This is a genomic window from Peribacillus sp. NPDC097225 (assembly GCF_044761955.1).
In the GTDB taxonomy this organism is placed as follows: Bacteria; Bacillota; Bacilli; order Bacillales; family DSM-1321; genus Peribacillus.
Genome location: NZ_JBIWDJ010000008.1, coordinates 69,419 through 83,501 on the forward strand (window position 1 = coordinate 69,419; position 14,083 = coordinate 83,501).

Sequence of the window (14,083 nt, forward strand, 5' to 3'; positions counted from 1 at the left end):
ACATTTTATTATGATCTTACATTTTTTGATAAAATACTTCTTTTGCATCATTTATTTATTGACAACAAGGGAGAATATACCATTTTATTTTTCTTATATACTTGCAAAAAAAGACCGGCTCATTATATGAACCGGCCTACTAATCTATTTGATTATCATGTGCTTCCCTCTTCCCTTAACGGTGTTTTTTCACTGTTGCAGGTTTAGGCGCCTTTCTAAAGTCCTTACGCAGCGTTTTATAAAAGGCAGCCATGATGAGTATCAGTATGATCGTGAATGGCAAGGCCGAAACGACTGATGCAGACTGTAATCCGGTCAATCCACTCGATAAGAGAAGGACCAAGGCAATTGCCCCCATCAGGACGCCCCAAATCACTCTGACGAGCACTGGAGGGTTCAAGCTACCATTCGTCGACATCGAGCTTAAGATAAAAACGGCTGAATCGACTGATGTCACAAGGAAAGTCAGGATTAAAATCAAGACGAAAACCGTGACGACACCTGTGAAGGGAAGTCCTTTAAGCATGGTAAAAAGGGCACTCGTTATATCATTATTCACAGCTGTTGCAATTTGCGTCCCTTCAAACAAGTCCATATGAAGGGCTGTACCACCAAATATGGCAATCCAGACTAACGCGATGACTGGTGGTGCGACCATCACACCTATGATAAATTCACGGATGGTGCGCCCCCTCGAAACGCGGGCGATGAATGATCCGACGAACGGCGACCAGGCAATCGCCCAAGCCCAGTAGAAGATTGTCCATTGATAGACCCAAGGATTGCCCGTATATGGATTCAACCTTAGACTATACGATACGAAATTAGAGATATAATCACTAATCCCCACAATGAATGTATCCAGGATAAATTGGGTCGGCCCCGTAATGAAGATGAACAGCATGATCACGAATACCGCAAATAAGTTATAGTTACTTAACCATTTCATCCCTTTGTTCAAACCCGTGATGGCAGAAGTTAAAAAAAGGGCTGTCATCGCGATTACGATGATAATCTTGATCCAGTTTGCATCCGGCACATTATAGGCGAAACGCAAACCACCATCTATCTGCATGATGCCTAATCCCAATGAAGTGGCAACACCCATGATCGTTGCGGTGATGGCAAGGATATCAATGATTTTTTTTGTTGGTTTCACATGCCGTCCCTTCCCGATTACAGGAGAAAGCGTGGTTGAAACCAGACCGTTTTCCTTTTTCCGGAACTGAAAATAAGCCATGGCAAGTCCCACGATTGCGAATATGGACCATTGACTGACGCCATAATGAAAGAAGGAATACCCCATTGCCAATCGGGCGCTTTCTGTCGTTAATGGTTCGACGTCTTTGTATGGTGGCGTAAAGAAGTGGGTCATCGGTTCTCCTATCCCGTAGAATACTAAAGCAATGCCAAACCCACAGGAAAATAACATGCCAATCCATGTGAACATAGGGAATTCCGGACGTTCATCATCCCCGCCCAAACGAATTTTTCCGTATTTGCTAAAAACGAGATAAATCAGGAAAACAACGAATAAGAAGACAGCGGCCAAAAATAGCCAGCCAAAAGAAGATGTAGTAAATGCTAGAGCGGCATTGGCCCCTTTCGCAAAAGTGTTAGGAACCATCGCTCCTATAATGACAACTAACGATACAATCATAGCAGAAATCCAAAAAACGCTGTTTAATTTTAAACGCATCGATTCTTCCTTTCTAAGGTGCATGGTTTTTTATTGAAATGGGTTATGTTATACAAATGGTCATTCGAGGGGAAAGAATTGAATTAGATAAAAACAAGAAGATAAAAAAGGAGCTTGCCTATTCATGAATAAACGCTAACCTGTGCTGCTTATTTCATTTTCTTTAAATCACGGAATGCTGGAATCCAAAAATCTTCTACGTCCCTTTAACAAAATCAATTCTTTAATATAGCTACCATTTCTAACCGGCTTTTTGAAAACATATCAGTCTAAATTTCTATATACCCCATTTTTCACATGATAATCATAAAATTTGGCCATACAAAAAAGGAACTGGAAATGTGGGTACATTCACCAGTTCCCCCTTTATCCTTATAAATGACGGTCAATCAAACTGGCGGAGACCGGTTGGATGCCCATCTCCCTCGACCAAATCGACAGCTGACCGATATGATGGATTTCGTGGGCAATCAGGTGCCTTAATACCTTGCCCTTTTCATAACTCCCTTCCATCCATGGTGCCTCTATACATTCAAACTCCATGGCAGGTGACCACGTCTCCAAGAACTCTTTCACTTCCGGATGATACCTTGCGGATAAGTCCTGAATCGCTTCAACTGTATGAAAGGAATCCAAATCTATCTCGAGATCCGGCTTTCCCTGCATGGCCCTGATCCAACTATTTTCGACATCGATGACATGGGCGAGCGTCTTCAATATTTGGCCCATCCCCCCGTTTCTCTTCCTTAGTAGTTCATCAGAATGGAGTTCGTGACACCAACGAAACCACTCGCTTCTTACTTGCCAGTTATAGCTAAAAAGTGTAAGCAGACCATCATCTCCTTTACCTAAAAGCTCGAACGCCTCCTATTTAGAGAACTCATAGATGAGCGGATCGAGCCTCCCTGTTCTCTTCCTTATACCGATAATAATCCTGCCGCTGTATCGTCTTGAACCCACATGATTCATAGAGCCTGAGGGCATGGGCGTTCGTCGCTTCCACTTCCAAAAAGATATCATAGCCCAGACCATGCTGTTTTGCCACTATCTTTTTCAACACCTTTTTGCCAATGCCTTTCCCCTGGTATTCCGGAAAAATAGAAAACCCGTAAATCCATGCTTCCCCTTCACTATGATCGACACGGATCTTGCCGACGGTCTTCCCATCTGTCTCGATCATCAAGGTCTTCAATGTATGTTCAAACTGAATGCGCTGATAATATTCCCTCGCTTCCTTCTCCAGAAATTGAAAACACTGAATGTCCAACTGAATCTCCGTTTCTGCATCCATTTCTCGTGAAGGGCGAATGACAATATCTTCATAGTCTGACAGTTCGGTAGGCGTCCATTTCATTTGGTACTCCGAGAAAGAAAATTCACAAGGAAGCCGTTTCAAAAACTCCTTCCCCGATTGTGATGGTCCTGGAGTGTTCAGGATGATCTCTCTGGCCTCCCTTCCCAACGCAGCATCCAATGCTTCATTCACCAGTTTAGTGAAAATCCTCCGCCTCCGGAACTCCGGGTGAACCATGCCACACATCTCCAATTTACTTCCGAAGTCATATAACCCCACAAACCCGACAAGCTGTCCTTTTTCGTAATGAAGAAAATCATTTTGCATGATGCCATTCCGGCTCCGGAGTGTATCCCAATTCAGCTTCAATGTAAAATCTCCTTGTTCACTTTCTTGTTGTAAGCATTCAAGGTCCCTTAGTTGTTTTTTATTCAAAATAGTTCGCCCCCCATCCTTCATTCCATTTTATTCCTATTCGATAAAAAATACAGCATCCTCAAATGGATTGCTGCATTTTTTTTCATATCTTATAAAAATGTTGTTTTTTCAAAAGTATTTTCACTTTACTCTATAAAACTAAAAACGTATGGGAGGGGGATTTCCACTAATTCTAAGGACCGATGCATTATATCAATAAAATGATTCTATTTGAGGATTATTTTTTCCATTTTTTGTGTTATATTCCAAGCTAGGGGAACATAATATCCTATTCGGGCAAAATATGAATAGAAGGAAATAGGCTTCGTCACCTCATGTTCAATCAGATTTTGGATCCGATTGAATATAGGATCCAAAATCCATTTTTCAACCTAGCCCCTCGTTACCCTTATGTCAACTTCTCTTTTTATGGCCAGTTTTCTTTAGGTTTTCTACTTCTACAGTTAGTTCGTTTAGTTTTTTTCCGAAGCGGAAGAGCAAAAACATTGAAACGACGAATGGATAGCCAAAATCGCTAACTAATGATACCCACACAGTAGCATCCTCAATCATCATCCTCTTCACCCCTTTTCTTGTATCTATTAAGTAAAGTGAATAATGTCCGAGCAAAATCAATCTAGCACTATCGGTTTATAGCAAAAAGAACAAATGTTCGTATATAATTGATTTATTCCCCTTGTCCATCACTTTAGAACTTAAGGAGGGATAATAAATGAACAAGTTAACGGCCCATTTCTTTTCTTATTCACTTGATGTGTTACATCAGAGATATGCTTCATTCTTTGATCAACCCATCATCCAGGTTTTTTTACAAAATCCTGAACATTTGAAGATTTTCACGGATACGCTTGAATCCCCTTCTACCAACAATCTTTGTCATCTCAACGAGACATTCCAAATTTTCTATTACAGGGCCAAGGTGTACAAATACTTATGCTCTTTAATTTACTTTTTCTCAGTTGATTATGATAAAAGGGCGCGAAAGCAACGGGAACGCTATCGAATGGATCTCGACATGACCTCGGATAGCGGCGGTATCATCGACCGAATCGGAAATGTAGATGTTCAACTTGAAAAGATGGGGGAAACCGGCGACCTTTCTTCCCACATTAGTGATGAACAACTGGTGAATGCGCTACAAAAACTAACGCCCAAACAAAATAGGGTACTTACGATGGTCTATTCCTACGGCCTAACCAACAAAGAAATCGCAGCTTATTTCAAAGAATCACCACAGAATATTTCGAGCATTCGCAAACAGGGACTCGAAAAACTGCGAAAACACTATTTGAATGAGATTTATGTTAGGAAGGAGAACAGGTACTGTGGATAACAAACTATCAAAGAAAGAATTGATGGAAATGATTGATTCTTTAGACCCCAAAATAAAAAAGTCCTTAAAGAATACACACCATCAGGACAGAAAAGACCTGGAACAAGAGATAAAGCTCAAAATCATAGAATCCTATGAAAAAATTGCAGCCATCGAAGCTCCCAACTTCGAGGAATTCCTGACAGAATTCTTGAACAAACAGAAACGGTAAGGAGTGCCAAGTTCAGCTCTTGCTGGGCTTGGGGCTCTTTTTTTATGTGGCTTTCCGTCCAAGCCTTTTTCAAGGACAAAAAGGACCTCACTTTTTAGAAAGTGAGGTCCCTTCTCCTATTCAGGCTTCAATGTCAGCGTATCGCCTTTTGGTTTATCTAGCCTGGTTTTGTGATACGTCCCATCCGCCCAATCTTCGAGCTGGTCATGATACCATTTACTTTTGACATGTCCGGATTGCCCAGGACCGACGAGGTGATAAGCTTGATTCATATCGGAAAGATCCATGACAAACCTCCAGGACCCGCCATGATTGACGGTACCGTCGTCAAGAAATGCAGCGGCCTGGACAGTGACACTGCTCCCGCCAACCGGAATCCCTCCTTCCCCGTTAAACAAATAGTTCAATGGGGAAACGCTTGAAAGCGGATGGTCGAAGCGGACTTGGTGGTACTCTCCCCACTCCCAATCGGTTAGGTCACTTCCTTGCGTTTTCTCCAATTCTTTCAATGTCTCCTGTAATGACTTCGCCAATACCTGCTCAAGTCCCCCTGCTTCTTGGATCCATGGACCTGGCTTTCCGCTCAGGGCCTCCCGCAGCAATTCATCAATCGCCGATTTCCTTCCATTAAAAAGCTTAAGGGTTTCCTCTGGAATTTCATCCGTCAGCAGGACATCCCCGATTTTTTTCATCCACACATTGAAGATCATCGGTGCAGCGGCATCTGCAGAATCTATCTGATTCCATTTTTGTAGAATTTCTAACGCCTTTTGTTCCTGCTTTCCTGATGGCCCGTTTAAGATCGTTAAAAATTGCGGGACAAATTCTCTCGCCTGCAAATTCACCTGATCCATCTGCAGACTTTGCATATCCCCTGCAGTCAGTTTCTTATTCGCTTCCAAGAACTCCTGAATCCTCATCTGACGATAGGGCTGTGCCCAGTTATTACTGATGTGGTACGGATAATCATCTGAAATGACCTTGTTATTCGCGGTCGAGATGAATCCCTCTTTTGGATTGATCGTTTTTGGAAGTTCATCGAAAGGAATATAGCTTTTCCATTCATATTCATCCGTCCACCCTGGCACCGGCAACATGCTATCCCCTTTTTTACGGATTGGAATCTTCCCGTTCGCCTTATACGCTATCGTCCCATCGTTGGAGGCGAAAACGAAATTCTGTGCAGGCGTTTCGAATTTCAAAAGAGCCTTTTCGAATTCATTCCAATTCTTTGCCTTATTCATATTCAAAACCGCTTCCAGTTCTGCTGACGGATCTAGTGCCGTCCACCTTAATGCCAGGACCGTATCTTTCCCACTTTTACCGGCGAATTCAGAAACGACCGGGCCATGACGTGTAATGGTCACCTGGTAATCAATCGTCTTACCGTCTTTCACCTTGATCGGTTCATCGATTATTTTGGCCTTTTCCCATTTCTCCTTATAAGCAAATTCATTCTCGTTCTTTGGGTTCCTCTTCTCAATATACAAATCCTGAACATCCGGACCTGTATTCGTCACCCCCCAGGCAACGTTTTCGTTATGACCCAATATGATGCCAGGAATTCCTGCAAAAATGACCCCACTCACATTGACGGTCGGTGCCTTCAGATGCATTTGGTACCAAACCGAGGGAGTGGCGAGTCCAAGATGGGGATCGTCGGCTAAAAGCGGCTTTCCCGTATCCGTCTTTTCACCGGAGACCACCCAGTTATTACTGCCATTGAATTCATAAGGTATGACGGCACCAGCAAAGCTCTTCTCAATGTCCAGCTCTTCCTTGCCGATGATATAAGGTGCATCCTTTGGATAATCCGGGAATAAGTCATAGGCCTTTTCCTTTGGGAACGTTTGGAGTAAGTACTGTCTGAATGCCTGATCTTCCCAGTTCCCGCCTAGATCAAACGCCATATACTTCCCAATCGTCAATGAATCCACAGGTGTCCAGGGTTTCGGTTCATAGCCAAGCAAAGTGAACTCGACCGGCCATTTTCCATTATCCTTCAATTCGTCGATATAGAGATTCACACCTTCAGCGAATACATCCAATGCTGCTTTCCCCTCACTTGAGTAGCCAGCGTAAGAAGATTCGGCAGCCCGCCTTAACCCAAGAGTTCGAAAGTATTTATCATTTATCACGGTCTTCTCACCAATCACTTCACTTAATTCCCCGGATGCCTGACGCCTGCTTAGGTCCATCTGAAACAAACGGTCCTGCGCCTGAATATACCCTTGAGCCAAATACAGATCATGTTCATTATCAGCCGTAATATGTGGAACCCCACTCGAATCACGTATCACTGTAACCGGTTTCAAAAGAGCAGGCAATAATAAATCCCCCTTCGTTTCAGGAAGCGACCTTGATAAGAATACATTTGCTGCAATCACGGCTATCACTATAAGCAAGAGCAGCGATACAAAAACCCAAAGGACACGTCTTTTCCATTTTCTTTTTGGTTTTGGCTTTGACTGAGGTAGGACTGCTTCCATTGTTTCATCTCCCTTTTCTAATAACTCTCTCTTTCTACTTTAAAGTATTCGCTTTCATATCCGACTTCCCTACCAATCCTTCAATATTTTTCTACTTATTCTGAAAGGATTGGATATATGCCTCTCCTTTTTCCTATGTACGATTAAGGAAAAATTCCTTTTGAACGCAAATGAAACGCATCGATGAACCGATGCGTTTCATTTAGGCGTTAAGGTTAAGATATTCAATCACCTTCTCCACTTCATCCGTATACAAAAGGGACTTATCAAAATCATGGACGGCTTTCGTCTCCGCTTCGAGGTAGTCATATCGGGAAATTAGATTCAAGTATCTTTTCCACTTATGTTTTTCCTGCAAAAGCCTCTTTTCCCTTTCAATATCTTCCGGAATCACTTCATTAATGATAAAGCAAGGATCCGAAAGAACCGGATGATTGAATCGTTCGTTTAAGGTAATCAATTTTGCTTTATCCCATTCGACCCTGACCAGGTCCGATATGGCTCCTACATTATCGACTGAATCAAGGATACGCTTTGATAGCGCCTCATACTCTTCATATTCGAGGCCGTTATCCGTCATGATCCCCACACTGAACCATTTTACTTGTGGATTGAGCGTGTTTTCTTGTTTGAAAGCCACTATTCATTCATCAACCTTTCGTCTATGTAAGTCATGTTTTCCATATATACGATTGAAGATAGCAGGCACCTGTTTCTTATGCTTTTCTTTTGATTTTATCATGATTCTTCAAAGTAAAGAAATACCGGTCACTTTTGGTCAAAAACATCATCACTCTATATGCTATAAAAAAAGGATCCTCATTCATAAGGATTCCTTCAATTCGAATACTGGATTGTAATTCCCCTCTGTTTAACGATATACTCCATGGCTTGGGCGAATGATAAGAATGATTTAACCTGGTGGGAGAAATCAAGCTTGATAATTTGCCTGACTACGGCCGGTGTAAACCCGACAAACATCGTTTCTGTACCCATCAATGCTAACGCGCCAACCAACTGGTCGAGCAGGGAAAACATGTTATCATCCTGCGTATAAGTGATGCCGGAGAAATCCAAAATCATTACTTCAGCATGGGAATCGTTACACTTTTGCAGGACCGTCGACTGCAAGGACCCCATTCGCCATTCGTCGATACGTCCGATTAACGGTACGAGCAACACATCGCTTAACATGGTTTGGACGATTGGCGTCGCCAACTCCTCCATGACTTCTTGATTTTCTTTTACTTTCTTTAAAGACTCGTTTGCCGATTTGGCAATTTTCTTATAATAGTTCACAAAACTCACACTCATGCAATAGAGGAACTCGTCCAATACGGCATCAATGATTGAACTAGCTTTCAACAAGACTTCGATAGAATAGTGTCGATTGCTGACTTCCTCTTCAATGAAGCTCCAGAAAAGGTTACGCGCCAGCTGAATCTCCCCAATGATTTTATCTAACGAAACGCCCATCTCCACAATTCGATTCCCAACTCTCATCCCGATTTCACTCATGCTTTCCATCGCCTGGGCTTTTCCATGGATCAAGGCATCAGCATGGATTTGAATGATTTGTGCCCGAATCACTTTGCTGGTTTCCAAATCATATGGCGAATCTTCTTCGAAAAGTTCGAGATGCTGGACCAATATATATTTGAATTTTTCGATTTTTTCTCCAATCAATACCAATTCTTCCTCCAAAACGGCAACAGCCTCCATTCAGCTCTTGATTAAATATCAAGCCTTTTTTTAATTTTAGCAAATTTTTATTTAAAAGCGATATAAAAACCTTATATTACCAATAGGATAAAAGAAGTTTCATTTTATTAAAATAAGGGTATTACGATAACTTGGAGGAGGGATTCCTAATGAAAAAAGAACAACAAGACTTTGAAGCAGAAAATATGAGTGACTTAGTTGAACTGATCAATAGTAAAAATAATAGCCGGAGAATCTTAGATGTACTTCGTCGTAATAAAAAAGACAAAAAAGAAAATAGAGATGAAAAAGGCAAATGAAGACCCAGACCAAAAAGGTCTGGGTCTTCATTTCCGATGAGGCTTAAATTTTGAAAGTATGGATGATGCCATCCATTTCTCCGGCTAATTTCCGCAGGTGTTCAGCAAAGGCGCTGATTTCTTCTATTGCGGCGGATTGTTCCCCCGTAGCCGTCAAGACATTTAGTGTCGCCGCCTCTGAACCCGCCGCTGCAGTGGATATCATCTCCATCGACTGTACAGCCATCCTCGTTCCCTCTTCCATTTTTTCAATCGTCTCCCCCACTTGCCCCACTTGATCAGAAAGATCGTTTATGGAGTGGTGAATTTCTATAAATGTATCTCCAGCTCCGGTCATCACGTTGATTCCTTCGCTTACCTCGCGATTGACAGACCCCATTTGCTCGGCCACCTGCTTTGTTTCTTTTTGGATATGGTTGATGATTTCACTGATTTGCTGAGTTGCATGGCTTGATTGCTCTGCAAGGTTCCTCACTTCATTGGCCACCACGGCAAACCCTTTTCCTTGATCACCAGCCCGTGCCGCCTCTATGGAAGCATTCAAGGCCAATAGATTCGTCTGAGCAGCTATCCCTGTAATCACTTCAACTATTTTCCCTATCTCGACGGAACGTTCCCCCAATCCATTGACGACCCTTGCCAATTCATTCACATTCGAATAAATGGACTCCATTTGTTGGCCCGCCTGTTCGATTGAGTTTTTTCCCGCATTCGCTTTCTCCAAGGACTTATGGATGGAGCCAGATACCTTCTCCGCCCCGATTGTTACCCTTGAAAGGCTGGATGACATCTGATAAATCACCTCAGTAGTCTCGTTCACTCCCTTTGCCTGATTTCTGGCTCCTTGTGCGACATCTTCTATCGAGCAGGAGATTTCTTCCGTCGCGCTGCTTGTCTGATGCGCTCCTTCCGCCAATTCATTGGAATAAGCGTTCATATTCTTCGATGCATCCTGAACCTTTTTCAATACGTCGCTCCAAGATTCCACAGTGTGATTGATATGAAGTGCAATCGTTTTCAAAAAACCTAACTGATCTTCACTTATCCTTTGTTTAAGGTCACCGTCCGCAATTTTCTCTAGATAACGATTAATCAATCCAATCGGACGAATGAACCTTCGATGGTTGATCACGGAGGAAATAATTCCGACAACCACACCGCAAATTGTAATGAAGACCAGATTCCATAGCATGGGCATTCCCGAAATACCATTTGCGAGACAAACGAACAGCCCAATCATGAAGGTACCTGGTACCACAACCAAGCTCGTCCGAATGATATATTGAATTAGTCTCATTAGTATCCACTCCTATGATTTTAAATTTTTTAAAATGCTCACAGAATTATCATACTATTTTCCTATTATAATTTCCACATTTATCCTTAAATAGTACTTATCTATCACAAATAAAAAAAGCCGATTTTGTTTAGCAAGGACAAAATCAGCTTTCTATTCTACTATTCACTTATTTAAGAACGGCGCTATCTTTTCCTTTGGATAGTCTTGACTTCATCACCGTCCGAAGAGATATAGACCGTTTCATCTACTTTATAGGATAAATACCGGTCACAATCTATTTCCAATATCTTTCCGTTATCGAATTTCATTGCGCAATTCGAACCCTCTTCTGTTTTGCTCACGTTAATGACTTCATTCGTCTTAAAGCCAATCGCCTTGCCATCGGAAAAATGAGGGTAGTACTTCTCGACGATCACCACTTTGTCCAACCGGCCTGGACCTGTTAAATATACAACCAATAATATGATTAAAACGGCTATTAAACCACCTAGGATTACTGTTTTTCGTTTCACTCTATCTATTACCCCTTCTTTTTATCAATCTATTACTTACTATCCTTTTTCAATAGATTATATTCAGAAACCTAGTAAATATGATAGAAAAGAGACTTTGTTTTCCTCTTTTATTTTACCTTTTTCACCATCCATATACAAATGGCCGCCAAAATGATCAAGATGGATACAACGGAAATGACTCCTCCCCAGCCGAACCGGATTAAGAATATACCGCCCGTGGCCCCCACTATACTGGATCCTCCATAATAGAAGAAAAGGTACAGAGCCGAGGCTTGGGCCTTCTCGTTTTTATCCGCCAACCTTCCGACCCAACCACTCGCAATCGAATGGGCCCCAAAAAAACCAAAGGTGAAAAGAGCCAATCCCAATATTTTCATCGATAGAGGAACTGCCAAGGTCAGGAGGGCCCCTGTTAGCATGATCAGTATCCCGGTTAGTAACACGCGTCCCCGGCTATAGCGGTCAGCGAGCTTCCCCATCCAAGTCGAGCTGAAGGTCCCGACGAGATAGATAAGGAAAATGAAACCGATCAGTGTTTGTGATAATTGATAAGGCGGTTCCATCAAGGGAATCCCCACGAAGTTATAAACGGTGACAAAGGAACCCATTAATAAGAAAGCCATGCCAAATAGCCATAATAATTGTGGATTCTTCATGTTATGTCGTAAGGATTCTATCATTCTCTTCACAGACATGTTCGTGTGCGTGACATGCTGAGAGGAAGGCAGCATCCACCAAAAGAACAAGCTGATAAGTAAGCTTAAAACGCCAAGACTTCCAATCGCTACATTCCATGAGTAGTGATCCGTCAACACCCCGACAATCAATCTCCCTGCCAGTCCTCCAATTGACGACCCACTAACGTAGATGCCCATCACATACCCCAGGCTTTTCGGATGGAATTCTTCATTGATATAAGCCATGGCGATTGCCGGGAACCCTGCAAGGACTGCCCCTTGAACCGCCCGGATAGCAATCAACAGGTAGATGTCATCCTGGACGAAACTGACACTGATCGACAGCAAAGCAGACATGGTCAGGGCTACACCCATTATCTTCTTTCGATCAATGCTTTCCGAAAAAAAAGAAACCAGCAATAGGCATATGGAGAGCGTCCCGGTTGCAAAAGACAACGTAAGACTTGCCATTGGTGGAGAAACCCCAAACTGCTTCGCAAAAACCGGTATGACCGGTTGCGTACTATATAGATCTGCAAATGTTACAAAACTTCCAAGAAATAAAGCCAAAATCGTTTTCCGAAATGATTTACCCGCAGGTTCAATATAATTCAATTCTGCTCAGACCTTTCAATTCCTTATTTCTTATGTTAATACGTCTGAACTCAATTGTCTATTTTACGAATAAGGAGCAGGCCCATTGGATTGCCAGGCATAAAAAAGTCCCTTCACAGATAGCGTGAAGGGATGGAAAATCATTAATGAACTTGTCTATCCTTCCGCTCACTCTTGACCATCAGCCAATATACAGGTAAGCCGATTATCAAAATAATTATGGAGTAGAGGGCATCCATCGGTGTATCGATTAATGTGCTAAGCACTATGTATACCGCACCGATAATTGCCAGGATAGGGATGAACGGATAAAGCGGCACTTTATACGTTTTTGCATCCGGATTTTTTTTACGTAGAATGAAGACTGCAAAGAAGGCTAGCCCATAAAAAGAAAAGACAGAGAATATCGCCATATTCGATAGCTTATCCGGATCTGTCACAATCATCATGATGATCGCAATGACCACTTGTAGAATCGTGGCATTGACAGGTGTCCTGAATCTAGGTGATATCTTCCTTATCTGTTTATGACCAGGAACCATCTTATCCTCAGCCATCGCAAGTGTAATCCTTGGGAAGGTTAGAAGCTTGCCGTTCAGGCAACCGAAGATTGAAATCAAGATTCCGATTGCAATTAATTTTCCGCCTAGCTCACCAAAAAGAACGGTGGCTGCAACATTAGCGGAATTCGTTCCATTCGCAATGATTCCATCAGGGCCCAGAACGTGTAGCATGGCCAGGTTTACAGCTAAATAGGCTACCATGACCACGACTATCCCCGTGATGATGGCCCGAGGTAATGTCTTCTGTGGATTCTTCATCTCACCAGCCATAAAGCCGACATTGATCCAGCCATCATACGCCCAAAGTGTTGCAAGAATGGCCCCTGCCATACTCACCTTCACCGTCGTTTCAACATCCATGTTGAAAACGGGCATCTCACCTTGAGCCATGCCGAACACAGCTATGAAGACGATTGGAATCAATTTGGCAACCGTTGAAACGGTTTGGATCAACCCGCCATATTTCGTCCCCAACAAGTTCATGGCCGTCAAAAAGACAATCGTGATTATTCCAATACCCATTGTATAATCCATGGATATATTAAATAAACCGGCCACCAACGCACCAAAGTATAAACAAAGTGCGCCCATTACTGCAGGTCCATAAACTAGCGTTTGAACCCAACCGCAAAGAAAGCCCCACAACTTTCCATACACTTCTTCTAAATACGCATATAAACCGCCCGTTTTAGGAATTCGTGTACTCACTTCGGCGATTGTCAATCCACTTGCCAGCGTAATCAAGCCACCAATCAGCCAAGCCAATAAGGACATCGTTGAATTACCACTTAACTCAAGTACCACTCCCGGCTTCATGAAAATACCAGAGCCTATGACTGTACCCACTACTATAGATGTTCCAACCCAAAAGCCAATCGTTTTTTTCAATTGATCATTCACATAATGTCCTCCTTCCGTGTACACACCT

14 protein-coding genes are annotated in these 14,083 nt (G+C 42.5%); 3 read left to right on the forward strand and 11 right to left on the reverse strand.

Annotated features, from left to right (window positions below):
• Window positions 1-175 precede the first annotated feature (175 nt).
• The 4 genes from ACIQXH_RS17840 to ACIQXH_RS17855 all read right to left on the reverse strand — a co-directional run bounded on the left by ACIQXH_RS17840 (window position 176) and on the right by ACIQXH_RS17855 (window position 3,986).
• A complete protein-coding gene (locus tag ACIQXH_RS17840; RefSeq protein WP_403079512.1) occupies window positions 176-1,699 on the reverse strand; it encodes a BCCT family transporter in 1,524 nt (507 codons plus the stop codon).
• A 372-nt stretch (window positions 1,700-2,071) separates the two neighbouring features.
• Complete coding sequence (locus ACIQXH_RS17845) at window positions 2,072-2,530, reverse strand: DinB family protein (RefSeq protein WP_402955108.1); 459 nt, start codon at window positions 2,528-2,530, stop codon at window positions 2,072-2,074.
• 49 nt (window positions 2,531-2,579) lie between these two features.
• Window positions 2,580-3,428 (reverse strand): GNAT family N-acetyltransferase, encoded by an 849-nt coding sequence (locus ACIQXH_RS17850; RefSeq protein ID WP_402954231.1) that lies wholly within the window; start codon window positions 3,426-3,428, stop codon window positions 2,580-2,582.
• 396 nt (window positions 3,429-3,824) lie between these two features.
• The gene (locus tag ACIQXH_RS17855) at window positions 3,825-3,986 is read right to left on the reverse strand and encodes a YvrJ family protein (RefSeq protein ID WP_402871171.1); all 162 of its coding nucleotides are present in this window, start codon (window positions 3,984-3,986) and stop codon (window positions 3,825-3,827) included.
• 157 nt (window positions 3,987-4,143) lie between these two features.
• On the opposite strand from ACIQXH_RS17855, the gene ACIQXH_RS17860 reads away from it, so the two are divergent.
• Both ACIQXH_RS17860 and ACIQXH_RS17865 read left to right on the forward strand, forming a co-directional pair.
• Window positions 4,144-4,764 carry a sigma-70 family RNA polymerase sigma factor gene (locus ACIQXH_RS17860; protein WP_402871169.1) on the forward strand — a complete coding sequence of 207 codons (621 nt, stop codon included), beginning with the start codon at window positions 4,144-4,146 and terminating at the stop codon, window positions 4,762-4,764.
• Complete coding sequence (locus ACIQXH_RS17865; RefSeq protein WP_402871166.1) at window positions 4,757-4,975, forward strand: hypothetical protein; 219 nt, start codon at window positions 4,757-4,759, stop codon at window positions 4,973-4,975. Before ACIQXH_RS17860 ends, ACIQXH_RS17865 begins: the two co-directional genes overlap by 8 nt.
• A 116-nt stretch (window positions 4,976-5,091) precedes the next feature.
• Here the strand turns inward: ACIQXH_RS17865 and ACIQXH_RS17870 are convergent, their stop codons facing one another.
• The 3 genes from ACIQXH_RS17870 to ACIQXH_RS17880 form a co-directional block, all read right to left on the reverse strand.
• Entirely contained in the window at window positions 5,092-7,464 is a 2,373-nt protein-coding gene (locus ACIQXH_RS17870) for a penicillin acylase family protein (protein WP_403125115.1), read from the reverse strand.
• 202 nt (window positions 7,465-7,666) lie between these two features.
• Window positions 7,667-8,104, reverse strand: a complete 438-nt coding sequence (locus tag ACIQXH_RS17875; RefSeq protein WP_402871160.1) for a hypothetical protein — start codon at window positions 8,102-8,104, stop codon at window positions 7,667-7,669.
• Between the two features lie 197 nt (window positions 8,105-8,301).
• Entirely contained in the window at window positions 8,302-9,168 is an 867-nt protein-coding gene (locus tag ACIQXH_RS17880; RefSeq protein ID WP_402871157.1) for an STAS domain-containing protein, read from the reverse strand.
• A gap of 167 nt (window positions 9,169-9,335) precedes the next feature.
• On the opposite strand from ACIQXH_RS17880, the gene ACIQXH_RS17885 reads away from it, so the two are divergent.
• Window positions 9,336-9,485 carry a hypothetical protein gene (locus ACIQXH_RS17885; RefSeq protein WP_402871155.1) on the forward strand — a complete coding sequence of 50 codons (150 nt, stop codon included), beginning with the start codon at window positions 9,336-9,338 and terminating at the stop codon, window positions 9,483-9,485.
• Between the two features lie 43 nt (window positions 9,486-9,528).
• Here the strand turns inward: ACIQXH_RS17885 and ACIQXH_RS17890 are convergent, their stop codons facing one another.
• The 4 genes from ACIQXH_RS17890 to ACIQXH_RS17905 all read right to left on the reverse strand — a co-directional run bounded on the left by ACIQXH_RS17890 (window position 9,529) and on the right by ACIQXH_RS17905 (window position 14,055).
• The gene (locus ACIQXH_RS17890; RefSeq protein ID WP_402871152.1) at window positions 9,529-10,782 is read right to left on the reverse strand and encodes a methyl-accepting chemotaxis protein; all 1,254 of its coding nucleotides are present in this window, start codon (window positions 10,780-10,782) and stop codon (window positions 9,529-9,531) included.
• 185 nt (window positions 10,783-10,967) lie between these two features.
• A complete protein-coding gene (locus tag ACIQXH_RS17895) occupies window positions 10,968-11,297 on the reverse strand; it encodes a hypothetical protein (protein WP_402871149.1) in 330 nt (109 codons plus the stop codon).
• A gap of 110 nt (window positions 11,298-11,407) precedes the next feature.
• Window positions 11,408-12,592 carry an MFS transporter gene (locus ACIQXH_RS17900; RefSeq protein WP_403125118.1) on the reverse strand — a complete coding sequence of 395 codons (1,185 nt, stop codon included), beginning with the start codon at window positions 12,590-12,592 and terminating at the stop codon, window positions 11,408-11,410.
• Window positions 12,593-12,735: 143 nt separating this feature from the next.
• Entirely contained in the window at window positions 12,736-14,055 is a 1,320-nt protein-coding gene (locus ACIQXH_RS17905) for an APC family permease (RefSeq protein WP_403125123.1), read from the reverse strand.
• Window positions 14,056-14,083 lie beyond the last annotated feature (28 nt).